The following is a 24066-nucleotide window of genomic DNA, read 5'->3' on the forward strand; positions in this document are numbered from 1 at the left end:
TGGCCTTGGCGAAGGGTTTGCAACCAGGGCGACATTCCCTTTCCCGTTCGCATCGAGCGAAGTCGAGAGGTCCATCGGCTTGGCGCGTGCCTTCGGGGTGTCTCGACTTCGCTCGACACGAACGGAATTAAGGTCGGCTCCATGCGCATCGGAATCGTAGCCCCGTCGACGCCCATCCTGCCCGACGATGCGGAGGCGGCGCGCGCCATCGCCAGCCTCGGCTATCCGGATGTCGAGCTGGAGTTCGATCCGCAATGTTTTGCGGTCCACGGGCACTTCGCGGGCGAGGACGGGCACCGCTTTGCCGCGCTCGTCGAAATGGCGAACCGGCTCGATATCGACGCGGTGTGGTTCGCGCGCGGCGGCTATGGCGCGTGCCGGATCGCCGAGGATGCGGTTGCCGCGATGACGCTGGCCGCGCGCGGAAAGGCGTTCCTCGGCTATTCGGATCAGGGCAATCTGCTCGGCGCGCTCTATCGCGACGGCTTCGACCATGTCGCGCATGGGCCGATGGTCGCGGATATTCGCCGCGAGGGCGGCGATGGGGCGATAACGCGCGCGCTCGACTGGCTCGTCGCCCGCGATCCCGCCGCGTGCGAGCCGGGGCTCGCGCATGGTGCGCGGCACGCAGCGTTCAACCTGATGACGCTCTCGATGCTGCTCGGTACGCCGCTCGAGCCCGATCTGTCGGGGCATGTCCTGCTGATCGAGGAGGTCAGCGAATATCTCTATGCCTTCGATCGCGCCTTTTTCCATATCGCGAGCTATCTCGGCCCGCGCGGGCTCGCCGGTATCCGCCTTGGCCGCGTCAGCGACGTGCCCGAAAACGACCGGCCGTTCGGGAAGGACGCCGAGGACATTGCCCGCGAGTGGTGCGCGCGCTGCGATATCCCCTATCTCGGCCGGGCCGACATCGGCCACGACGCGGCGAACAGGGTCGTGCCCTTCGGCTTGCATCGCGCCGGGTGAAGGAATAGGCGCGTTCGCCATTCATAAACACGCAGGGGACGCCAGATGCGCGCATTCATTTTTCCGGGTCAAGGCAGCCAGTCGGTCGGCATGGGCAAGGCGCTCGCCGACGCGTCGCCGGCGGCGCGCGAAGTGTTCCAGGAGGTCGACGACGCGCTGGGACAAAAGCTGTTCCACCTGATGACCGAAGGCCCCGAGGACCAGCTCACCCTGACCGAAAATGCTCAGCCGGCGATCATGGCCAACGCCATCGCGACGCTGCGCGTGCTGGAAAGGGAAGGCGGCGTGACATTGTCGGCCAAGGCCGATTATGTCGCGGGCCACAGCCTGGGCGAATATAGCGCGCTCTGCGCTGCCGGCGCCTTCGATCTTGCGACCACCGCGCGGCTCTTGAAAACGCGCGGGCAGGCGATGCAGGCGGCCGTCCCCGTCGGCGTCGGCGCGATGGCGGCGCTGATCGGCGCCGATGTCGACACCGCACAAAAACTCGCCGACGCGGCGGCCGAGGGCGAGGTCTGCACCGTCGCCAATGACAATGACCCCTCGCAGGTCGTGATCTCGGGCCACAAGGGCGCGATCGAGCGCGCGGTCGCGCTGGTCAAGGATTTCGGGATCAAGCGCGGCGTGCTGCTCCCCGTGTCGGCGCCGTTCCACTGCCCGCTGATGCAGCCCGCCGCCGACGCGATGGCCGAAGCGCTGGCCGCCAATCCTCCCGCCGCGCCCTTCGTCCCCGTTGTCGCCAACGTCACCGCAAGCCCGGTCAGCGATGCCGACACGATCCGCGACCTGCTCGTCGCCCAAGTCACCGGCCGCGTCCGCTGGCGCGAAAGCGTCGGCGCAATGGAGGAAATCGGCGTCGGCCAGTTCGTCGAATTCGGCGGCAAGGTCCTCTCGCCGATGGTCAAGCGCAGCGCGTCGGGCGAAGTCGAAACCGTCAGCGTGATTTCGATGGACGACGTCGAGGCGCTGCTGAAAACGCTTTAAGATTCAGATTTCAGGAGAAACAACGATGTTCGATCTCACCGGCATGACTGCCCTCGTCACCGGCGCTTCGGGCGGTATCGGTTCGGCGATCGCGCAAGCGCTTGCGGCACAGGGGGCGCGGCTCGCGGTGTCGGGCTCGAACGCCGACAAGCTGAACGCGTTTCGCGACACACTGGGCGGCGATCATGTTGCGCTGCCCTGCAACCTCGGCGATGCCGCCGCGGTCGATGCGCTGGTGCCCTCGGCGGTCGAGGCGCTCGGCCAGCTCGACATTCTCGTCAACAATGCGGGGGTGACGCGCGACAATCTGATCATGCGGATGAAGGACGAGGAGTGGTCGGACGTCATCCGCATCAACCTGGAGGCCAATTTCCGCCTCGCGCGCGCCGCCGCCAAGCCGATGATGAAGGCGCGCTTCGGACGCATCATTTCGATCACCAGCGTCGTCGGCGCCACCGGCAATCCGGGGCAGGCCAATTATGCGGCGTCGAAGGCAGGCGTTACCGGCATGACCAAGGCGCTGGCGCAGGAACTCGCCAGCCGCGGCGTCACCGCAAACTGCGTCGCGCCGGGCTTCATCGCGACCGCAATGACCGACGACCTCCCCGATGCGCAGAAAGAAGCGCTCAACCAGCGGATCCCGGCGGGTCGGATGGGCGAGGGCAGCGATATCGCCGCTGCGGTCGTCTATCTCGCGTCGAGGGAAGCGGGCTATGTCACCGGCCAGACATTGCATGTTAATGGCGGGATGGCCATGCTCTCCTGAGGGTCGAATTTTCGTGGGTGGGAGGATTTATTCGATGATCAGGACTTGGATGGCCGGCGCGGCCCTGGCGTTGGCCATGGCGCCGGTTGCGGCGGCCGCGCAGGAAGGCAAGCAGCTGGATTGCGCCGTCGGCGCGGCCACGCCCGAACTCAAGGCGTCGATCGGCGGCGCGATGACCAGCGACGGCGACGACGCCGGCCGCGATGCGGTGTTCGAGCAACTCGGCCACATCGTCGACAGCTGCGTCGCGGAGCACAAGATCGCGGCCGCCGACAAGGCGACCTACTTCGACTACAGCCTCGCGCGCATTTCCCGCGAATGGTTGGTCGGCGATATTGCAAAGGCGAATCTGAAGGCGAATGTCGTCGACCAGGTGCTGGACTTCGGTCCGCGCGGTGCGAACCCCGACCTGTCGAGCGAGATGACCGACGATCAGATCAACGCGATCGTCCAGGCCTATATCGCCGCGGGCGCCGACATCGGCACGATCGATCAAAAGGTGTGGGAAAAGGTCGGCGCCTATGCCGCGGCAACCTCGATCTATTGGAACAAGCGCAAGCTGTTGCCGTTCAAATAATCGGGTGGCCGGGTCCGACGGTGGTGCCGGACCCGGCTCCGACCGGGTGAGCGGAGATCAGAAGCTCGCCCGCGCCGTGATGCGGATATCGCGGCCGGCCAGCGGCACGTAATCCTTGGTGAAGCTGGCATGGCGTCGCGCATCGACGTCGAAGATATTGTCTGCCGCGAGCGTCAGCGACAGATTCTTGGTTTCGGGCAGCGGCCGCCAGGTGATCGAGGCATTGACCAGCGTAAAGCCCTTCGTCGGCGTTTCGAATGCCGCGATGCGGTTCTGGTCGTCGGTCCATTCGACCTCGGCGCGCATATCCACGCGTTCGCCCGATGCTTCGAGCCCGCCCTTCACGCGCAGCGGCGGGATGCGCGGCACGAACGGGCCATCGACGATTTTCGCGCGCGTCATGTCGGCGGTGACGTCGGCGGCGATATGGAAGCCGCCCGCCTGCGCGAGCGGGGCGGTGCCTTCGAACTCGAAACCCCAGACGCGCGCCTTGTCTTGCAGGAAGACATAGAGGGGCAGGTCGTCCTCGGTCAGGCCGGTGTCGGTTTCATAGATGAAGTTGTCGAACCAGCTCGCATAGCCGGTGAGGCCGGCCGACCAGCCGTCGCGGTTGAACTTCAGCGAAGCTTCGCCGCCCCAGCTCGTTTCCTTGCCGAAGGTCGGGTCGCCACGCTCATAGGCCTGCGTTGCGGCATGCGGGCCATCGGAGAGCAGTTCTTCCGGCGAGGGCGCGCGTTCGCTACGCGAGACCGAAAGGCTGGCCTTCAACCCGTCGGCGAGCTCATAGCTTGCGCCGACTGCCCCTGACAGGCTGTCGAAGCTGCGGTCGAAGCCGATCGAATTGGCGGTGATGCCGACATTCTCGAAGCGCAACGCGCCCTCGATCGTCAGCGCGCCGATTTCATATTCTTGCAACGTGAAGGCCGCGATCTTCTGACTTTCGTTGCGCGGCAGGAAAGCCTCGTCGCCGATCGCGGCGAAATCGCGCGCGCTGTACTGGACGCCGCTCGCGCCGCGCCAGCCGCCGCGGTCGTTCTGCGCGAGCTCGGCGCGGAACTCGATCCCCTTGTTCAGGAACGTCGTACCGGGGACACCATCGTCGAATTCGGTGTGGCGATAATCACCATAGGCGCCGCGGAAGCGCAGCTTTTCGAACAGTCCGTCGCCAAGCTCGACCTCGCCGCGCAGATCGGCGCGATATTGCCTGAGCTTGATCGTCGGCGCCTCGCCAAGGTCGGCGCGCGGCGGGATGCCATATTCGCTGTCATAATAGCCGAAGGAAACGCCGAGCATGCCGCCGTCGTTGACGAAGGCGCCGCCGATGCCCGCGCTGGTGCTGGTGCTCGCGCTGTTGGGGATGCGCCCGCGGCTGTTCGCGGCCTCGGTCAGCCGCTCCGCTTCGTCGGCGTCTCCGTCGGCTGTCGCGTCCGCGGCAAGACCGAGCAGGCGCTGACGCAGGGGGTCCGAATAGATGAGCCCGCCCGCGCGCAGGTTGCCGCTGTCGCGATAATTGCCGTCGACATGGATCACGAACTGCTTGCCGATCGGCGCATCGACCGAGGCGCCGATGCCGACGTCATCGGCGGCGCTGCCATAGCTGGCGAGCGCGTCGATATGCAGCGGATCCTCGGGCAGGCCGCGCGGGATACGGCGGTCGAAGACGTTGACCGCGCCGCCGACGGCCTGGCTCGAAAAGAGCAGGACCGAGGGGCCGCGCAGAATCTCGATACGCTCGGCGGTCAGCGGGTCGATGCTGACGCCATGGTCGGCGGACGTTGTCGAGGCATCGATCGAGCCGATGCCGTCGACGAGCACGGCGACGCGCTTGCCCGAGAAGCCGCGAAGCACCGGGCGCGACGCACCCGGCGAGAAGCTGGTTGCCGAAACGCCGGGCTGGCTGGTCAGGCTGTCACCGATCTGACCGCGAATGTCCTGTGCCAGCTTCTCGCCCTCCATCACCGTGACATTGCCAAGGATGTCGAGGCTGCGGACATAGGGTGCGGTGACCACGATGGCCTGATCGGTGTGGAAATCATCGTCGCCGGTCTGGTCGGTGCGATCCTGAGCATAGGCAGGCGAAGAAAGCACAAGCATGAGAGTGAAGCCGGCGGAGGAGAGCAAGCGCATGGAGGGGAGAATCCTGTTCGTTGGGATGAGCGTTCGCCGCGTTCAGTAATGATATACTGTTACAATGCAACCCGTTTGGAGGCTGGGTGCCGCCGTTCGTCGGCGCTGAAGCTCCGTTGGTCGACAAAGGCGAACGATGAGGTCCGCAAGCGAACTTGTCTTGCGGCGCTGCAGGCGGCATCCTAGATCAAAGCGCATGACGATTGCCAAAACCAGCCTGGACCTGATCGGCAACACGCCGCTCGTCCTGCTTAAGGGCCCCAGCGAAGCGACCGGATGCGAAATCTGGGGCAAATGCGAATATGCGAACCCCGGCGGATCGGTGAAGGACCGGGCCGCGCTCTATATCGTGCGCGATGCCGAAGCGAACGGCAGCCTGGCGCCGGGCGGAACCATCGTCGAGGGTACGGCCGGCAACACCGGCATCGGCCTCGCGCTCGTCGCCAATGCGCTCGGCTACAAGACGATCATCGTCATGCCCGACAACCAGAGCGCCGAGAAGATGGACACGATCCGCGCCTTGGGCGCGGAGCTGGTGCTCGTTCCGCCGGCGCCCTTCGCCAATCCCGGCCACTTCGTCCACACCTCGCGCCGCATCGCCGAGGAAACGGACAATGCGATCTGGGCGAACCAGTTCGACAATATCGCCAACCGGAAGGCGCATATCTTCGGCACCGCCGAGGAGATATGGCAGCAGATGGAGGGCCGCATCGACGGTTTCACCTGCGCCGCGGGCACCGGGGGGACGATCGCGGGCACGGGGCTGGGCCTGAAAGCGCATGATGCCGACATCGTCGTGGCGCTGACCGATCCGCACGGCGCAGGCCTTTATAATTATTATCAGTGCGGCGAACTCAAGGCCGAAGGGTCGAGCGTCGCCGAGGGCATCGGCCAGAACCGCATCACCGCCAATCTCGACGGTGCGCCGATCGACACGCAATTCCGCATTTCCGACGAAGAAGGACTGAAGGTCGTGCGCCAGTTGCTCGACGAGGAGGGGCTGTGCCTCGGCTTGTCGTCGGGGATCAACGTCGCGGGCGCGATGGCGCTGGCGCGGAAACTCGGGCCCGGCAAACGGATCGCGACGATCCTTTGCGACAGCGGATTCCGCTATCTCTCGACGCTCTACAATCCCGCATGGCTGGCGAACAAAGGATTGGCGACATGAGCACACAGCCCCCTGGCAAGGCGCCTGCAGCGCCGCAACCGACGCCGCCGCAGGACGGCATGCGCCGCCTCCAGATCGGCATCGCGGGCGTGCTGTCGGTGCTGTTGCTGGTCGGCATGGCGGGCCTTATCGGCGAGCGCGCACGCGAAAATGTGGCGCAGGGCGTCGCCCCGACCGCCGAGGTCAAGGCGGCCGGCGAGGAGCAGAAGGCGGGCAGCGCGCCGCTGGAGGAGCTTGGCGTGCAGCCGGTATCCGATCCAAGCGCGAACAAGACGGCCGCGGCACCCGCCGAGGTCCCGGCGGCAAAGGCGCCGTCGCGCGCCTCCACCGTGCCCGATTTGGAACCCGACCCGGCTCTGGAGCGCGCGCGTCAGTCGACGCGGTGATCGCGCGCTTGCCCCTCGTGAGGGCTATCGTTGCCGCGCTCCTCGCGGTTGCGCTGGCATGGCTGGTGGGCGGCCAAATGCTGCTCGGCCGGATCGACCCGGCGCTGGTGCTGCCGCTGCTGCCGGTGCCCGTCTTCTTGCTGGCGTGGCTGAGCCGGCGCGATCCCGTCCCGCTGCGGTTGCGAGCCGGCGCGCTCGCCCTGCTTTTGCTGCTGATCGTACAAGCCGGTCTTGCCTATGGTCTTGCCGGGATGTTGCCGTGGCGGCAGCTCGCTCTTGTCGCGCTTGCTGGCGCAATGCTCGCCTTGCTTGTCGAAGCGATCGGGCGGTGGCGCGCGGGCAGGGCGGTGCAGCTTGCACTGGCGCTGCTGCTCGTCGCGGGCTGGTTCGCAGGCGCGCACGCGCTGCTCGCTTCGCTCTATCGTCCGCCCGTCGCGACCGCGGCGCCCGCCACGATCCTGACCGGCCTGCCGCTCCGCTGGTCGGGCGGGACGGACATCGCCGCGATGATCGCCGAAGGCACGCAGGACGACCCTGCGCTCGCGCGGCTCGAGGCGGCGGGGCCGGTCCGGCTGGTCGATAGCCTGATTGACCAGCCGCCCCTGCCGGGCGGCGCGCTGTTGCTCGCGCACCCGCGCGCGCTTGCACCGCGGGAGCTGGTCGCGATCGACGCTTTCGTCAGGCGCGGCGGCCGGGCGGTCATCCTCGCCGACGCGCTGTCGGGCTGGCCGACGCGGCATCCGCTGGGCGATCCGCGCAATCCACCGGTGACGAGCCTGCTCACTCCGTTGCTCGATCATTGGGGCGTCGTGCTGGGCGCGGCCGAATCCCGGCCGGCCGCGGTGGTGGCGGATGGCGGCAGGCTGCACCTGTTCAGCGCGGGACGCTTCGATCGCTTGCCGCCCGCCTGCCGCAGCTTTGCCGGTGGCCAAATCGCTTTCTGCCGGATCGGCGAGGGGACCGTATGGCTCGTCGGCGACGCCGACTTGTTGTTTGCACCGCTCTGGCAGCCCGATCCGGCATGGGCTGCGCACCTCCGCAAGGCCGACACGATGGAATGGCTGTCGGCGCGGCTTTGGCCGGATGCGCCGGCGGCCTTCCTGCGCTCCGTCTGGATCGATCCGCGCGCACGCTGATTCGCGCGCCCTCTTTTCCGAAAGTTAGCGACCGGTTTTGATGTGTCCTTCGACGCGTCGAACCCGTCTTTGCGCCCATTTTGTCGCAGAATTACCCTTTTGGGGCGTAATTACCCTATCTTGCCCTAAATTTCCCCTTTCCACCCCGATGGAGTCTTGATAGGCAGGAGTCGGAGAGGGGCAATCTCCACCTGAGTCTTTCGGCGCGAAATCCATGATTCCGCGGACAGGAAATTATTGCCCGGAGGCGCGAAGCGGGGGGCAGCGACGATGGCGATTGTGACGCCCGGCCGTTATTCGGGTACCAACTTCGCCGCGATCGATGGCAAGGGACGCATCGCCGTCCCCTCGCAGTTCCGCAACAATGTGCCCCTCAATGCGGACGGCCAGCGCGTGCTTTGGGTTGGTTTCCACGAGAAATTGCCGTGCCTTGTCGCCTATGGCGAGGACCAATATGATCGCCTGATCGACGAGATCGAGCGCGACCGCGAAACCGCGCTCGCGCGCAACCTCGATTTCGACGAGGACGAGGCGTCGAAGAAGCGCTTCAGTTACACCGAACCCTATACGCTCGACGACAGCGGGCGCTTTCTGCCCAATTTCACCGCGCGCGACCGCGTCGGCGAAGAGGGTGCGACCGCCTTCGTCGGGTCGGGGCGCCGCTTCGAAATCTGGTGGCTGCCGACGCTTGCCGAATGCGCCGCCGCCGATCCGGTGCTTCAGCGCCTCGCCGCCTCCTGGGCCGAAACCAAAGGGAAGGCGCGAAAGTGACCGACCTCCCTCGGGATCCCCGCCACGATCCGGTCCTCCGTGAAGAAGTCATCGCCGCCCTCGCCATCGCCCCGGGCGAGCGCCATGTCGATGCGACCTTCGGCGCCGGCGGTTACACGCGCGCGATGCTCGCCGCGGGCGCCGACGTCATTGCCTGCGACCGCGATCCCGACGCAATTGCCGAAGGGCAGGCGCTGGTCGCCGAAGCGGACGGCAAGCTGACCCTGATCCACGGCCGCTTCGGCGAGATCGACCGGCTGCTCGCCGAGCGCGGCATCGACGCGGTCGACGGCATCACCTTCGACATCGGGGTCTCGTCGATGCAACTCGACCGCGATGAACGGGGCTTCTCGTTCCAGAAGGACGGCCCGCTCGACATGCGCATGGCGCAGGAGGGCGAAAGCGCCGCTGAGTGGCTCAATCGCGCCGACGAAGACGAGATCGCCGATGTGCTGTTCCACTATGGCGACGAGCGCCAGTCGCGCCGCGTTGCCCGCGCGATCGTCGCCGCGCGTCCGCTCAGCCGCACCGCCGAACTGGCGACGGTGATCCGCAAGGCGCTCCGCCACCCGCCCGGCGCGCCCAAGGATCCGTCGACCAAGAGCTTCCAGGCGATCCGCATCCACATCAACGGCGAGCTGGACGAGCTGGTCGCGGGCCTTGCTGCGGCCGAGCGCGTGCTGCGCCCCGGCGGCCGGCTGGCGGTGGTCAGCTTCCACAGCACCGAGGATCGCATCGTGAAGAACTTTCTGCGCGAACGCAGCGGCGGTGACGCCGCTGGATCGCGTCATCGGCCCGCGCCAATCCCTCCGGCGCGGGCTGCAACTTTCCAGACCCCGGCGCGCAAGGTCCGTCCCGGCAAGGCCGAGGAAGCGCGCAATCCGCGGGCGCGCTCGGCGACGCTGCGCAGCGCGATCCGCACCGCGGCGCCGGCTTGGCCCGACACCAAGATGAAGGAGGCAATGTCATGCTGATGGCCGCCCGCAAGCTCCAGGGTATCGGCTTGGTCCTGCTCGTGCTCATCTTCGCGATGGCGCTCTATCCGGTATCGCTCAAGGTCGCGGCGACGCGCAGCGAGCTTGCGCGGATCACCAAGCAGATCGACAGGACGCGCGACAATATCCGCTACCTCGAATCCGAACTCGCGGTGCGCGCCTCGATGCGCCAGCTCGAACAATGGAACGCCGAGAGCTTCGGCTATTCGGCGCCCTCGGCCTCGCAATATCTGGCGAACGAGCGCCAGCTCGCCTCGCTCGACGGCCTGCCGCGCGCCCGCGGCGCCAACGAGGTGGCGCCGGTGCTGATGGCGATGGTCTCGCCCGTCGCCGTTGCCGAGGCGCCCAGGGAAAGCCCGGTCGCGGCGAAGCCCACCGCCGCCAAGCCGATCGTCCTCGCACAGGCTGACAGCGACGTGCGCAGCGATGCTGCGCCGCGGATGACGCCGACGCGCCGCCGCGAACAGCTGAAGATGATCGAGGACCAACTGCTCGCCGATTCGACGCTCGCCGATCTCAAAAAGGCCGCGGCCCGCGAAGCGAGGGAGGGCAGGTCGGCCCAATGAACACGCTGGTCGTCCGCCCGACCCGAGTACGTACCGCTGGTGTGCGGCAGCAGATCCTGCTGACCGCGCAGCAGCGTCTGATGATGCTGATGCTGCTGTTCATGGCAGCCTTTTTCCTGATTTCGGTGCGGTTGCTCTACTTTGCGCTGTTCGACACTGGCGCGGGCAGCAACAACGGCGCCGCGGCCTTCCTGCCCGCGCGCGCCGACATCGTGGACCGCAACGGCGTGCCGCTGGCGCGGACGATCGACGGCTATTCGATCCGCGTTGTGCCGTCGAAGCTACTCAACAACCGGCAATATCTGGCCGACGAACTGGTGAAGATTTTCCCCGATACGCCGCGCGAGGAGTTTCTTGCCAAGCTGTCGGGTTCCAAGCCGACCTATATCCGCCGCCGCGCGCTGCCCGACCAGGTGGCGGCGGTGAACGCGATCGGCGACGTCGGCTTCGATTTTCCGCGCGAAAAAGAGCGGCTCTATCCGCAGCTCAGCCTTGCCTCGCACGTCCTCGGCTTCACCGATGCCGAGGGGCACGGCGTCACCGGCGTGGAAGGCGCTTTCGACAAGCAGCTGACCGACGCTGCGACGCGCGGTCAGCCCTTGGCCCTGTCGATCGATGCACGGGTGCAGGGCGTGCTCGAAAGCGAACTCTATAATGCGGTGACCAACCTCGAAGCCATCGGCGGAGCGGGTATCATTCTCGACGTACACACGGGCGAGGTGCTGGCGATGGCGTCCTTGCCGACCTATAATCCGAACAAACTGGTCGCCGCCGACGCGGCCGCCCGCCGCAATGCCGTGAGCTATAATCTGTACGAACTCGGATCGACCTTCAAGCCGCTCTCGATCGGCGCCGCGATCGACGACGGCGTCGTGACCAGCATGGCGCGTCGTTACGACGCCAGCGCGCCGCTTGCGATTGCCGGCTTCCGCATTCGCGACAGCCATCCGGGGCGCTGGTACAATGTGCCCGAGACGCTGATCCAGAGCTCGAACATCGCGACCGCGCGGATCGCCGACGACCTCGGCCGCGAGAAGATGGAAAAGCTGTTTCGCAACCTCGAATTCAACAAGCGCCCCGCGATCGAATTGAAGGAGCGCGCCTTCCCGCTGTGGCCGAAGGACTGGGGCCGGTTGACGACGATGACAACCAGTTACGGCCACGGCATCGCGGTGACCCCGCTCCATCTCGCCAGCGCCTATGCCGCCCTGGTCAACGGCGGCGTCTGGCGTCCGGCGACGATGATGAAGCTGGGCGACAAGGCGCCGCCGCAGGGCCGCCGCGTGTTCAAGGCATCGACAAGTGCGCGCATGCGCCAGCTGCTCCGCCTGATCGTCACCGACGGCACCGGCAAGCAGGCCGACGCGCCCGGTTTCCGCGTCGGGGGCAAGACCGGCAGCGCCGAAAAGCCCGGCGTTGGCGGCTATCGCCGCAGCTCGGTGGTCGCGACCTTCGCCGCGGCCTTCCCAATGGACAATCCGCGCTATGTCATCGTCGCGATGGTGGATGAACCCAAGGGCAACGCCTATAGCTCGGGCCAGCGCACCGCCGGTTGGACTGCCGCGCCGGTCGTGCGCAAGGTCGTAATGCGCGCGGGTCCGATGCTTGGCGTCTATCCTGACGAAAGCCGCGACGTCGATGTGTCCGAACTCATTCCTCTCGTGCGGAGAGACGGGGAAGCCGAATAATGCGTCTCGCCGCGCTGCTCGAAAGTCAGGGCCCGGCGGGAACGGACCCGGTGGTGACCGGGCTCGCGATCGACCATCGCAAGGTCGCGCCGGGCACGATCTTCGGCGCGTTCGTCGGCGAAAAGTTCAATGGCGAGGATTTCATTCCGGCGGCTGTCGAGGCGGGCGCGGTCGCGGTCGTCGCGCGGCCGGAGGCGAAGGTCGAAGGCGCGGTGCATGTCGCGGACGCCAACCCGCGCCGCGCCTTCGCGCATATCGCGGCGCGTTTCTTCCACCGCTTTCCGGCGACCTGCGTCGCGGTGACCGGCACCAACGGCAAGACCTCGACGGTCGAGATGACGCGCCAGCTGTGGCGGATGGCGGGCTTCAACGCCGCCTCCATCGGCACGCTCGGCATCACCACCTCGCTGGACAGCGCGTCGACGGGGCTGACGACGCCCGATATCGTGACCTTTCTGTCGAATATGTCGGGGCTCGCCATCGAGGGCGTCACGCACGCGGCGTTCGAGGCGTCGAGCCACGGGCTCGATCAATATCGCACCGAGGGGCTGAAGGTCAGGGCCGCGGCCTTCACCAACCTTAGCCACGATCATCTCGATTATCATGGCACGATGGAGGCCTATCTTCAGGCGAAGCTGCGGCTGTTCACCGACGTCGTCGAGCAGGATGGCGCCGCCGTCGTCTGGGCCGATGACGCATATTCGGCGCCTGTAATCGATGCAGCGGAGGCCCGAAATTTGCGGTTGCTGACGGTCGGCACGGAGGGCGAAGCCCTGCGCCTCATCTCGCGCGAGCCGACCCAGCTCGGCCAGTCGCTCGTCATTGCGGCGGGCGATCTCACGCAGAAGGTCGATCTGCCGCTGACCGGGGCCTACCAGGTCGCCAATGCGCTCGTCGCGGCGGGCCTCGTCATCGCGACCGGCGGCGACGTCGGTCTGACTCTCTCCAATCTTGCGCGGCTCCAGCCGGTGCGGGGGCGCCTCGAGCGCGCGGCAATCACCAAGTCGGGCGCACCGGTCTATGTCGACTATGCGCACACGCCTGACGCGATCGAGGCGGCGCTCGATGCGCTGCGTCCGCATGCAAGCGGCCGGCTCATTCTCGTCTTCGGCGCCGGCGGCGATCGCGATCAGGCGAAACGCCCCGAGATGGGCAAGATCGCAGCCGCAAAAGCCGATCTCGCTATAATCACCGACGATAATCCGCGCGGCGAGGACCCCGCGGCCATCCGCGCGGCGATTGCCGAAGGCGCTCCCGAGGCGCAGATCATCGGCGACCGCCGTGCCGCCATCGCCGCCGCCATCGCCGCCGCGCGCGCCGATGATATCGTCTGCATCGCCGGCAAGGGTCATGAGCAAGGCCAGATCGTCGGGCGCGGCGACGATATGCGCGTCATCCCCTTCGACGACGTCGCCGTCGCGCGCGAGGAGGCGGCATGAACCCGCTGTGGACCGCCCGCGTCATCGCCGCGGCCACCGGCGGCACCGCCAGCGCCGACTTCACGGTGAGCGGCGTCGCCTTCGACTCGCGCGAGGTGACCAAAGGCGATCTTTTCATCGCGATGAAGGGCGAAGTCGCCGACGGTCACGCCTTCATCGACAAGGCCATCGTCGCGGGCGCTGCGGGCATTATCTGCGAGACCGGCATCGACCATCCGCACGTCCGCGTCGCCGACAGCGTCGCGGCGCTGAACGCGCTTGGCGTCGCATCGCGCGCGCGCAGCCACGGACGCATCATCGGCGTTACCGGCTCGGCGGGGAAGACGGGCACGAAGGAAGCGCTGTTCGCCGCGCTCGACCGCTTTCGCCCTGGCAAGGCGCACCGCTCGGTCAAAAGCTACAACAACCATGTCGGCGTGCCGCTCAGCCTGTCGCGCATGCCCTCGACCGCCGATTTCGGCGTGTTCGAGATGGGGATGAACCACGCGGGCGAACTCGCCGCGCTCACCCGGATGGTGCGCCCGCATGTCGCGATTGTGACGACGATCGCCCCGGCGCACATGGAATTTTTCAGCGGCGAAGAGGCGATTGCCGACGCCAAGGGCGAGATTTTCGAGGGCCTCGAGCCTGGCGGAACCGCGATCGTCCCGTTCGACAGCCCCCATTATGCGCGCCTCCGCGCCAAGGCTGAGCAGCACGCGGCGCATATCGTCAGCTTCGGGCTCGGCGAAGGCGCCGACGTCCGCGCCGTCGACTGGCTTCCCGACGGCCACGGCGGCTCGCTCGTCACCGCGCAGGTGCAGGACGCGCTGCTCTGCTTCACCATCGCGCAGGCCGGCGCGCATTGGGTGTCAAACGCGATGGCGGTGCTCGCGGCCGTCAAGGCCGTCGGCGGCGATTTGCCTGCTGCGGGCTTGGCCTTTGCCGAGATGGGCGGGCTGGCCGGGCGCGGTGCGCGGCATCGTGTCGAGGTGCCCGGCGGGCATATCCTGGTCATCGACGAAAGCTATAACGCCAACCCCGCCTCGATGGCGGCGACGATCGACCAGCTCGGGACCGAATCCGCAGAGCGCAAGGTCGCGATTCTCGGTGCGATGAAGGAGCTGGGCCCGGGCGGCGAAGCCTATCACGCCGGGCTCGCCGCTCCGCTCGTCGCAGCCGGAGTGCAGTTCGCCCTGCTGGTCGGCGACGAGATGACGCCGCTCGCCAAAGCGCTTGAGGGGCAGGTCGATTTCGAGCATGTGGCCGCGCATTCGGCTGCAACAGCGCGGCTGAAGGACCTCATCCGCCCCGGCGACGTGGTGCTGGTGAAGGGCTCTAACAGTGTCGGCCTGTCGCATGTCGTGACCGCGCTGACCGACGGGGACTATTGATGTTATACTGGCTGGCGGAATGGCTTGGCTTTCCGGGGGCGCTCAACCTTATCCGCTATCTGAGCTTTCGCTCGGGGGCGGCGGTGGCCACCGCGCTGATCATCGGCCTGTGGATCGGGCCACGCTTCATCCTGATGCTGCGGATGCGGCAGGGGAAGGGGCAGCCGATCCGCGACGACGGCCCGCAAAGCCATCTCGCGAAGAAGGGCACGCCCACCATGGGCGGGCTCATGATTCTGATTTCGCTGATGGTCTCCGCGCTGCTGTGGATGGACCTGTCGAACCGCTTCGTCTGGGCGTGCATCTTCGTGACCGGCGGCTTCGCCGCGGTCGGCTTCCTGGACGATCTCGACAAGGTAACCAAGGCCAGCCACCGCGGGATTCCGGGGCGTGTGCGCCTGTTGATCGAATTTTTCATCGCGGGAGTCGCGGTCCTGCTGATCGTGTCGCGGACCGGCACCGACCTGTACCTCCCGTTTTTCAGTGATGTCGTGATCCCGATGGGGCCGCTCTATTATGTCTTCGCGATGGTGTTGATCGTCGGCTTCGGCAATGCCGTGAACCTGACCGACGGGCTAGATGGGCTCGCGACCTTTCCGGTGATCATCGCGAGCCTCGCCTTCCTCGTCATCGTCTATTTGTCGGGCAACGTGAAGTTTGCGGGCTATCTCGGCATTCCGCATGTCCCCGGCGCGGGCGAGCTGGCAATCTTCGCCGCCGCAATCATCGGCGCGTGCCTGGCCTTCCTGTGGTTCAACGCGCCGCCCGCGGCGGTGTTCATGGGCGACACCGGCAGCCTCGCATTGGGCGGCGCCCTCGCGACGATCGCGGTCACCGCGCAACACGAACTGGTGCTCGTCATCATCGGCGGGCTGTTCGTGGTCGAGGCGCTGTCGGTGATCATCCAGGTCTTCTGGTACAAGCGCACCGGCAGGCGCGTCTTTCGCATGGCGCCGATCCACCATCATTTCGAACAGCTCGGTTGGCCCGAATCCACCGTTGTCATCCGCTTCTGGATCGTCTCGATCGTCCTCGCGCTCGCGGGGCTCGCGACCTTGAAGCTCCGGTGATCACCTCGCGCGCCTTTGCCGGTCGCCGCTATGCGGTGCTGGGGCTGGCGCGCTCGGGCCTCGCCACGGTCGAGGCGCTGGTCGCCAGCGGCGCGGGCGTCACCGCATGGGACGACCGCGAAGAGGCGCGTGACGAGGCGATGATCCTCAACGCCGACATCGGCGACCCGACCCACATCGACCTGATCGGCTTCGCGGGCGTCGTCGTCTCGCCGGGCGTACCGCTCAACCGCCACCCGATCGCAGGCCACGCGCGCGAGGCGCATGTACCCGTCATCGGCGACGTCGAACTGTTCGCCGAGGCACGGGCCGAGCTGCCGTCGCACAGGGTCGTCGGCATCACCGGCACCAATGGTAAGTCGACCGTGACCGCGCTCGTCACCCACATGCTCGAAACCGCCGGCATCCCGGCGCTGGCGGGCGGGAACATCGGCCTGCCGATCCTCAGCCGCGATCCGCTCCCCGAAGGCGGCGTCTATGTGCTCGAGCTGTCGAGCTATCAGATCGATCTCTCGCACAGCCTGGCTTGCGATATCGCAGTGCTGACCAACCTAAGCCCCGACCATCTCGACCGCTACGACGGTTTTGCAGGCTACGCCGCATCGAAGGCGCGTCTTTTCTCGCTCCAGCACCGTGATCAGGTCGCGATCGTCGCGACCGACGACGATCCGTCGAAGATGATCGCCGGGCGCATCAACCATCGGCTGCACCGCGTCTCGGCGAAGGATATCGATCCCGCCGATCAGGCGCGCTGGCCGGCGCTGCAGGGCCCGCACAATGCGCAGAACGCCGTCTGCGCGATCGCGGTGTGCCGTGTGCTGGGGCTGAACGACGAACAGATCGAGCGCGGGCTCGCGACCTACAAGTCGCTCCCGCACCGCATGGAATTGGTCGGCGAAGTCGGGGGCGTCCGCTGGTTCAATGACAGCAAGGCGACCAACGCGGCTTCCGCTGCACCGGCGCTGGCGGCTTTCCCGCCGGCGCCGGACCAGCGTTTGCACTGGATTGCCGGGGGGCAGGCCAAGGGCGACGGGCTGTCCGCCTGCCGCCCTTGGTTTCCGAACGTCAAGCGCGCCTATCTGATCGGCGAGGCGATGGAGGCTTTCGCGGCCGAGATCGGCGATGCGGCGCCGGTCGAACGCTCGGGCGACATCGCGACCGCGGTCCGGCAAGCGGCGGCCAACGCTGCGCCGGGCGACATCGTGCTGCTGTCGCCCGCCTGCGCCTCGTTCGACCAGTTCAAAGACTATGAGCAGCGGGGGGATGCGTTCCGGGAGCTGGTGCAGGCTCTGGAGCGTGGATGACGACATGCGTGGGGGGACCGACAATATGGACGCAACCGAAAGGCCGGTGATCGCCACAACGCGGACGGTCAAGCGCCGGGGGCCGCGCCTCAGCCGCGCCGACCGCACGCCGCTGGGCCTGTGGTTCTGGGAAATCGACCGCGTGCTTTTGCTGCTGGTGTCGATGCTGATCGCGATCGGCCTTGTTGCGGTCGCAGCGGCGTCGCCCGTTGCCGCCCAGAAACTGTCGACCAGCACCGCCAGCCTCGACCCGCTCTATTATTTCTATCGCCAGCTGATGTGGGTGATGGTCGGTGTTCCCGTGATGCTGGCGGTGTCGATGTTGCCGAAGGCGCAGGCCCGGCGCTTCGCCATTTACGGCACAATGGCTTTCCTGGTGCTGCTGTTCCTCGTGCCGTTGATCGGCACAGCGGTGAACGGCGCGCAGCGCTGGATCGGCAGCGGCATGTTCCGCCTGCAACCGTCGGAGTTTTTGAAGCCGTTTTTCGCGGTGTCGCTGGCGTGGGTCCTGTCGCTGCGGCTGCATGACCAGAGCCTGCCCGTAGTCCCGCTCAGCGCCGTGCTGACCGGAATCATTGCCATCCTGCTGATGGGCCAGCCCGACCTTGGACAGACGATCATCTTCGTCGCGACCTGGCTGGTGCTCGTCATGGTCGCGGGCCTGTCGATGCGGATTATGGGGGCGCTGGCGGCGTCGGGGGTGGTAGGCCTGGTGCTCGCCTATTTCTTCTATCCCGTGGCGCAGCAGCGCATCAACATCTGGCTGTTCGCGGAGGGCGACAGCTTTCAGGTCGACAAGGCGCATGCCACGCTGACCGCTGGCGGGCTGATCGGCACCGGTCCCGGCGCTGGTCTTGCCAAGTTCAAGCTTCCCGAGGCGCACACCGATTATATCTTCTCGGTCATCGGCGAGGAGTTCGGGATCATCGCATGCATCGCGATCGCGGTCCTGTTTCTCGCGATCATCGTCCGCGTGCTCGTTCGACTGCTCGACGAGGAAGACAGTTTCCTGATTCTCGCCGTATCGGGGCTGATCGCGCAGTTCGGCGGACAGGCGACAATCAACATGGCGGTGAACACCCAGCTCTTCCCGTCGAAGGGCATGACCTTGCCCTTCATCAGCTATGGCGGGTCTTCGTTCATCGCCTTGTCGATCGGCATGGGTTTGCTCTTGTCGCTGACCCGGCGAAACCCCTATGCGGCCCGTGTGTCGATGACGAGCCACTGGAACAAGAAATGACCGCAACCCGCCACTTCCTTCTCGCCGCCGGCGGGACGGGGGGACATATGCTGCCTGCCTATGCCCTTGCGGGCGAGCTGATCGCGCGCGGCCACCGTGTCGCACTGGTCAGCGACGACCGCGGGCTCAAGATTCCGGGCGCGCCCGACGCGCTCGAAACGCATGTCCTGCCCGCAGGCCGCGTATCGGGCGGTCCGGTCGGTTGGGTCAAGGCTGCGCTGGCGATCCGTAAAGGGCGGCGCATGGGCATCGACCTGATCGACGCATTCGATCCGGCGGTGGTGGTCGGTTTCGGCGGCTATCCCTCGCTGCCGAGTCTGCTGGCAGCGGGCGCGACCAAGCGCCCGCGCGTGATCCACGAACAAAATGCCGTGCTGGGCCGCGTCAACCGGCTGATGGCGCCGCGCGTCGATGCGGTCGCGGTCGCCTACCATAATATCCAGCGCTTCCCGGCCGGGAAGGAGGCCAAGCTACACATCACCGGCAACCCGGTTCGCGACGAGATCATCGCGATCCGCGACGACGGTTTTCCTCCATTGCCCGAGGATGGCATCTTTCGCCTGCTCGTTGTCGGCGGCAGCCTCGGCGCGACGGTGCTGAGCGACGTCGTGCCCGCTGCGGTCGCGATGCTGCCGCGCGCGTTGCTCGACCGGCTGCAGGTCGTCCAGCAGTGCCGTGAGGACGATATCGAGACGGTGCGCGCCAAATATGCCGAACTCGGCGTTGCGGCCGAATGCGCATCCTACATCACCGACTTTCCCGAACGGTTGCGCTGGGCGCATCTCGTCATCGCGCGCGCGGGCGCCTCGACCGTCGCCGAGCTCGCTTGCGCCGGGCGTCCCGCAATCTTCGTTCCCTATCCGCACGCGATGGACAATCATCAAACCTACAACGTCGTCGACCTGGTCGAGGCGGGCGGGGCGATTTCGTTCCAGCAGCCCGATTTCACCGCCGCCGAGGTCGCCAAGCATATCCAGCGCATGGCGCTCGAACCCGGCGCGCTCGAAGCCGCGGCGGAGAACGCCGCGAGCTGCGGATTGCCCAACGCTACGCGCGATCTGGCCGATCTTGTCGAGTCGCTCGCCGCGCCGCCGATGATGGACGTGATCCGCGTCGGCGCTCCCTCGCGCAGTGCTGCCGTGGCCGCCGGCATCGCCGCGACGCGCGTGGGAGATTGCTGATGCGCGGCGTCGCGACCGACATCGGCACGATCCACTTTATCGGTATCGGCGGTATCGGCATGTCCGGCATCGCCGAGGTGATGCATAACCTTGGCTATCAGGTGCAGGGCAGCGATATCGCCGACGGCTATGTGATCGAGGGCCTGCGCAAGCGTGGGATCAAGGTCAGCATCGGTCACGAAGCCTCGAACGTCGACGGCGTCGCGGTCGTCGTCACCTCGACCGCGGTCAAGCGCGGCAATCCGGAGGTCGAGGCCGCGCTTGCGCAGCGCATCCCGATCGTCCGCCGCGCCGAAATGCTCGCCGAACTGATGCGCCTCAAGTCGACCGTCGCCATCGCGGGTACACACGGCAAGACGACGACGACCAGCCTTGTCGCGGCGCTGCTCGATGCGGGCGGTATCGATCCCACGGTGATTAACGGCGGCATCATTAACAACTACGGTTCGAACGCCCGCCTTGGGGCGAGCGACTGGATGGTGGTCGAGGCCGATGAGAGCGACGGCAGCTTCCTGCGCCTCGACGGCACGATCGCGGTCGTCACCAACATCGACCCCGAACATCTCGATCATTACGGCAGCTTCGACGCGATCAAGGACGCCTTCGTCGAGTTTATCGAGAATGTGCCCTTCTACGGCGCGGCGATGCTGTGTCTCGATCATCCCGAGGTGCAGGCGATCATTCCGCGCATCCGCGACCGCCGGATCGTGACTTATGGTTTTTCGGCGCAGGCCGACGTGCGCGGGACCAATGTCGTGCCCGGCCCCGACGGCAACCGCTTCGACGTCGTCGTGCGCGACCGCGACGGCAACAGCCGGACGATCGAGGGCATTCACCTGCCGATGTCGGGCCGCCACAATGTCCAGAACTCGCTCGCGGCGATTGCGGTGGCACTGCATATGGGGGTCGGCGACGACAAGATCGTCTCGGGCTTCAACGGCTTTGCCGGGGTCAAGCGTCGCTTCACCAAGGTTGGCGAGATTGCCGTGGAGGGCGGCGTCGTCACCGTGATCGACGACTACGCCCACCATCCGGTCGAAATCCGCGCGGTGCTGTCGGCGGCGCGCGAAGGGGCAGGGGCCGGGCGCGTCGTCGGCGTTGTCCAGCCGCACCGCTTCACGCGTCTGCGCGATCATATGGATGATTTCCAGCAGGCGTTTAACGACGCTGACATGGTGATTGCGCTGCCCGTCTACGCCGCGGGCGAAAGCCCGATCGAGGGCATCTCGTCGGACTCGTTGGTCGCGGGCCTGCGCGATCGCGGCCATCGCCATGCCCATGTCGTCACCGACGCCGGGGCGCTTGCGACGAGCATCGCCGCCAGCATCGCTGCGGGCGATCTCGGCGCCGGCGACATGATCATCTGCCTCGGCGCGGGTGACATCACCAAGATGGCGGCGGGCCTCGCCGCCGCGGTCGAGGCGGCATGAGCACGGCCGATACCCTCCCGGCCGTACGCGGCAAGCTGACGGCGAAGGCGCCGCTGGCGCCGCTTGTCTGGTTCAAGTCGGGCGGCCCTGCCGACTGGCTGTTCGAGCCCAAGGACGCCGAAGACCTCGCCGACTTTCTGCGCGGGCTCGATCCCGCCGTCCCGGTGATGGCGCTCGGCCTCGGCTCGAACCTCATCGTCCGCGATGGAGGCTTTCCGGGCGTCGTCGTCCGGCTCGGCAAGCCCTTCGCAAAGGTCGAGGCCGTCGACGCCACGACCCTGCGCTGCGGCGGCGGCGCGTCGGGCATCCTCGTCTCCTCGACCGCGCGCGACGCGGGTATCGCGGGGATGGAATTCCTGCGCTCGATCCCCGGCACCGTCGGCGGCTTCGTGCGGATGAATGGCGGCGCCTATGGCGGCGAGGTCAAGGATATCCTGATCGATTGCGACGTCGTGCTCCGTTCGGGCGAGCGCCGCACGCTGAAGCTTGCCGACCTCGGCTACACCTATCGTCACAGCGAATTGCCCGAGAGCGCCGTCGTCATCGGCGCGACCTTCCGCGGCCGCTCCGGCGAGCCTGCCGCGATCCAGGCCGAAATGGACCGCATTTCGGCGAGCCGCGAAGCCTCGCAGCCTTTGCGCTCGAAGACCGGCGGCTCGACCTTCAAGAACCCCGACGGCCACAAGGCGTGGCAGCTTGTCGACGAGGCCGGCTGCCGCGGTTTCGCGGTCGGCGGCGCACAGGTCAGCGAGAAACACACCAATTTCCTCATCAACACCGGCGAGGCGACGAGCGCCGATATCGAAGCGCTCGGCGAGGAAGTCCGCCGCCGCGTGAAGGCGAAGAGCGGCGTGGAACTGCAATGGGAGATTCAACGCGTGGGAGTGGCGAAGTGACGTTGCTTTCCCTCACATTTTTCGCCCTGAGCTTGTCGAAGGGCCGTCCTTTTCTTTCAGCGTCGATCAGAAAAAACGGTCCTTCGACGAGCTCAGGACAAACGGTTTTGAATATTGGAGTTTCTGCATGACCCGCGGCCCCTGGCATGTCGCCGTCCTGATGGGCGGCTGGTCCGCCGAACGCGAAGTGTCGCTGATGAGCGGCAATGGCGTCGCCGACGCGCTGGAATCGCGCGGCCACAAGGTGACGCGGATCGACATGGACCGCGACGTCGCCCGCAAGCTCGCCGACGCGAAGCCCGAGGTCGTCTTCAACGCGCTCCACGGCGTTCCCGGTGAGGACGGCACCGTACAGGGCATGCTTGACCTGATGGGCTTCAAATACACGCACAGCGGCCTCGTCACGTCGGTGATCGCGATCGACAAGGAATTGACGAAGCAGGCGCTCGTGCCGCATGGTATTCCGATGCCGACGGGGACGATGGTCGACAGCGAAAGCCTCTTCACCGTCGACCCTTTGCCGCGTCCCTATGTGCTGAAACCCGTCAACGAAGGCTCGTCGGTCGGCGTCGCGATCGTCAAGGACGACAGCAATTACGGCAACCCGATCGCGCGCGAAGCGGTTGGTCCCTGGCAGGAGTTCGACCGGTTGCTCGCCGAGCCTTTCATCAAGGGGCGCGAGCTGACCGTCGCGGTGCTTGGCGACGAGGCGCTGGGGGTGACCGAGCTGCGCGTGAAGTCGGGTTTCTACGATTATGACGCCAAATATACCGAGGGGCTGACCGAGCATGTCTGTCCCGCAGAGGTCCCCGACGAGGTTGCGCAGCGGATGAAGGATCTGGCGGTCCAGGCGCATCGCCTGCTCGGCTGCAAGGGCGCGTCGCGCTCCGATTTTCGCTGGGACGATGAACATGGCCTGGCGGGCATCTTCCTGCTCGAGGTCAACACCCAGCCCGGCATGACGCCCTTGAGTCTGGTGCCCGAGCAAGCGCGCGCTATCGGCATGGATTATGCCGAACTCGTCGAACGCATCGTGGGGGAAGCGTTGTCATGAGAATGACGTCATGAGCAGTACCAAGATCAAGCGCGGCAAGGCTCCGCCGCGGCGTCCGGCGCGGGCGCCGAAGAAGCGGCGGAAGGTCCAGCAGTCGCGGCTCGACGCGATCATCAACGCGCTGCCGATCTCGCCGCAGCGGCTTCAGCGCGTCGCGAACTGGACGGTCGGGATCGGCCTCGCGGGGCTGGTGGCGCTGGTCGCGCAGGCGACCGGCGTGACCGCGAAAATCCACGAGGAATATGCGCAGGCGGTCGGCCGGGCGGGGTTCCAGGTCCGGAAGGTCGAGGTCGTCGGCGCCGACCGCATCGATCGGCTGAAAGTCTACGACATCGCACTCGCGCAGAAGGACCGCTCGATGGCAGCGGTCGATCTGGAGGATGTGCGTCACGATCTGATGCAATATGGCTGGATCAAGGATGCGCGCGTGTCGCGGCGCCTGCCCGACACGCTCGTCGTCGACATCGTCGAACGCAGCCCGGCGGCGATCTGGCAGCATTCGGGCCGCCTGTCGCTGATCGACGAAAAGGGCGTCGTGCTCGAACCCGTGACCGTCGCGACGATGCCCGACCTGCCGCTCGTCATCGGGCCGAAGGCGAACCAGCGCGCGCAGGATCTCGACCGGCTGCTGTCCGAGGCGAGCAGCCTCAAGGAATTGCTCGCGGGCGCGACCTGGGTCGGCAATCGCCGTTGGGATTTGCGCTTCCGCAGCGGTGAGACGCTGTCGCTTCCGGAGGGCGAACCCGAAGCCAAGGCGGCGCTCGCGAAATTCGCGCATATGGACGGCGCCAACCGGTTGCTCGGCCGCGGTATCCTGCGTTTCGACATGCGCGACCCGTCGCGTTTCGTGCTACGCTTGCCGCACGAAGGGCAGGTTGCGCCCGCAAAGCTCGACGACGCGCGCGATGCGGTGGCTGCGGTCCAGACGGCGGAGAAGGGATAAGGC

General features: G+C 66.7%; 22 protein-coding genes. 21 read left to right on the top strand and 1 reads right to left on the bottom strand.

Annotated features, from left to right (window positions below):
• The first annotated feature begins 141 nt into the window (after positions 1-141).
• The 4 genes from ATE67_RS01055 to ATE67_RS01070 are packed head-to-tail and all read left to right on the top strand — an operon-like array spanning position 142 to position 3296.
• Positions 142-969 (top strand): LD-carboxypeptidase, encoded by an 828-nt coding sequence (locus ATE67_RS01055; protein WP_058814844.1) that lies wholly within the window; start codon positions 142-144, stop codon positions 967-969.
• A 45-nt stretch (positions 970-1014) separates the two neighbouring features.
• Positions 1015-1953, top strand: a complete 939-nt coding sequence (fabD, locus tag ATE67_RS01060) for an ACP S-malonyltransferase (protein WP_058814845.1) — start codon at positions 1015-1017, stop codon at positions 1951-1953.
• A gap of 25 nt (positions 1954-1978) precedes the next feature.
• Entirely contained in the window at positions 1979-2719 is a 741-nt protein-coding gene (fabG, locus tag ATE67_RS01065) for a 3-oxoacyl-[acyl-carrier-protein] reductase (RefSeq protein WP_058814846.1), read from the top strand.
• A 34-nt stretch (positions 2720-2753) separates the two neighbouring features.
• Complete coding sequence (locus ATE67_RS01070; protein ID WP_156416849.1) at positions 2754-3296, top strand: hypothetical protein; 543 nt, start codon at positions 2754-2756, stop codon at positions 3294-3296.
• Positions 3297-3353: 57 nt separating this feature from the next.
• Here the strand turns inward: ATE67_RS01070 and ATE67_RS01075 are convergent, their stop codons facing one another.
• Entirely contained in the window at positions 3354-5423 is a 2070-nt protein-coding gene (locus ATE67_RS01075) for a TonB-dependent receptor (protein WP_058814848.1), read from the bottom strand.
• Between the two features lie 196 nt (positions 5424-5619).
• Between ATE67_RS01075 and ATE67_RS01080 the strand changes: the two genes are divergently transcribed.
• The 17 genes from ATE67_RS01080 (at position 5620) to ATE67_RS01160 (ending at position 24063) form a co-directional block, all read left to right on the top strand.
• The gene (locus tag ATE67_RS01080) at positions 5620-6591 is read left to right on the top strand and encodes a cysteine synthase A (protein ID WP_058814849.1); all 972 of its coding nucleotides are present in this window, start codon (positions 5620-5622) and stop codon (positions 6589-6591) included.
• Entirely contained in the window at positions 6588-6977 is a 390-nt protein-coding gene (locus tag ATE67_RS01085; protein WP_058814850.1) for a hypothetical protein, read from the top strand. The genes ATE67_RS01080 and ATE67_RS01085 overlap by 4 nt, the downstream gene beginning before the upstream one ends.
• A 17-nt stretch (positions 6978-6994) precedes the next feature.
• The gene (locus ATE67_RS01090; RefSeq protein WP_231727999.1) at positions 6995-8113 is read left to right on the top strand and encodes a GldG family protein; all 1119 of its coding nucleotides are present in this window, start codon (positions 6995-6997) and stop codon (positions 8111-8113) included.
• A 270-nt stretch (positions 8114-8383) separates the two neighbouring features.
• Complete coding sequence (locus ATE67_RS01095) at positions 8384-8884, top strand: division/cell wall cluster transcriptional repressor MraZ (RefSeq protein ID WP_058814851.1); 501 nt, start codon at positions 8384-8386, stop codon at positions 8882-8884.
• A complete protein-coding gene (rsmH, locus tag ATE67_RS01100; protein ID WP_058814852.1) occupies positions 8881-9858 on the top strand; it encodes a 16S rRNA (cytosine(1402)-N(4))-methyltransferase RsmH in 978 nt (325 codons plus the stop codon). Before ATE67_RS01095 ends, rsmH begins: the two co-directional genes overlap by 4 nt.
• A complete protein-coding gene (locus tag ATE67_RS01105) occupies positions 9852-10445 on the top strand; it encodes a hypothetical protein (RefSeq protein WP_058814853.1) in 594 nt (197 codons plus the stop codon). Before rsmH ends, ATE67_RS01105 begins: the two co-directional genes overlap by 7 nt.
• Entirely contained in the window at positions 10442-12133 is a 1692-nt protein-coding gene (locus tag ATE67_RS01110; protein WP_058814854.1) for a peptidoglycan D,D-transpeptidase FtsI family protein, read from the top strand. Before ATE67_RS01105 ends, ATE67_RS01110 begins: the two co-directional genes overlap by 4 nt.
• Positions 12133-13572, top strand: a complete 1440-nt coding sequence (locus ATE67_RS01115; protein ID WP_058814855.1) for a UDP-N-acetylmuramoyl-L-alanyl-D-glutamate--2,6-diaminopimelate ligase — start codon at positions 12133-12135, stop codon at positions 13570-13572. The genes ATE67_RS01110 and ATE67_RS01115 overlap by 1 nt, the downstream gene beginning before the upstream one ends.
• Positions 13569-14945 (top strand): UDP-N-acetylmuramoyl-tripeptide--D-alanyl-D-alanine ligase, encoded by a 1377-nt coding sequence (locus ATE67_RS01120; protein ID WP_058814856.1) that lies wholly within the window; start codon positions 13569-13571, stop codon positions 14943-14945. The genes ATE67_RS01115 and ATE67_RS01120 overlap by 4 nt, the downstream gene beginning before the upstream one ends.
• A complete protein-coding gene (gene mraY, locus ATE67_RS01125) occupies positions 14945-16015 on the top strand; it encodes a phospho-N-acetylmuramoyl-pentapeptide-transferase (RefSeq protein ID WP_058814857.1) in 1071 nt (356 codons plus the stop codon). Before ATE67_RS01120 ends, mraY begins: the two co-directional genes overlap by 1 nt.
• Entirely contained in the window at positions 16012-17319 is a 1308-nt protein-coding gene (gene murD / locus ATE67_RS01130) for a UDP-N-acetylmuramoyl-L-alanine--D-glutamate ligase (protein WP_058814858.1), read from the top strand. The genes mraY and murD overlap by 4 nt, the downstream gene beginning before the upstream one ends.
• A gap of 25 nt (positions 17320-17344) precedes the next feature.
• Positions 17345-18559, top strand: coding sequence for an FtsW/RodA/SpoVE family cell cycle protein (locus tag ATE67_RS01135; RefSeq protein WP_058815210.1), 1215 nt, complete (start codon positions 17345-17347; stop codon positions 18557-18559).
• On the top strand, positions 18556-19740 hold the full coding sequence (gene murG, locus ATE67_RS01140; RefSeq protein WP_058814859.1) for an undecaprenyldiphospho-muramoylpentapeptide beta-N-acetylglucosaminyltransferase: 1185 nt from the start codon (positions 18556-18558) through the stop codon (positions 19738-19740). Before ATE67_RS01135 ends, murG begins: the two co-directional genes overlap by 4 nt.
• Entirely contained in the window at positions 19740-21170 is a 1431-nt protein-coding gene (gene murC, locus ATE67_RS01145; RefSeq protein WP_058814860.1) for a UDP-N-acetylmuramate--L-alanine ligase, read from the top strand. Before murG ends, murC begins: the two co-directional genes overlap by 1 nt.
• Positions 21167-22066: a UDP-N-acetylmuramate dehydrogenase gene (murB, locus tag ATE67_RS01150; protein ID WP_058814861.1), complete on the top strand. Its 900-nt coding sequence runs from the start codon at positions 21167-21169 to the stop codon at positions 22064-22066. Before murC ends, murB begins: the two co-directional genes overlap by 4 nt.
• Positions 22067-22193: 127 nt before the next feature.
• Positions 22194-23120 (top strand): D-alanine--D-alanine ligase, encoded by a 927-nt coding sequence (locus tag ATE67_RS01155; RefSeq protein WP_058814862.1) that lies wholly within the window; start codon positions 22194-22196, stop codon positions 23118-23120.
• A gap of 10 nt (positions 23121-23130) precedes the next feature.
• Positions 23131-24063, top strand: coding sequence for a cell division protein FtsQ/DivIB (locus ATE67_RS01160; RefSeq protein ID WP_058814863.1), 933 nt, complete (start codon positions 23131-23133; stop codon positions 24061-24063).
• Positions 24064-24066 lie beyond the last annotated feature (3 nt).

This window comes from Sphingopyxis sp. H050, assembly GCF_001468265.1.
GTDB lineage: Bacteria > Pseudomonadota > Alphaproteobacteria > Sphingomonadales > Sphingomonadaceae > Sphingopyxis.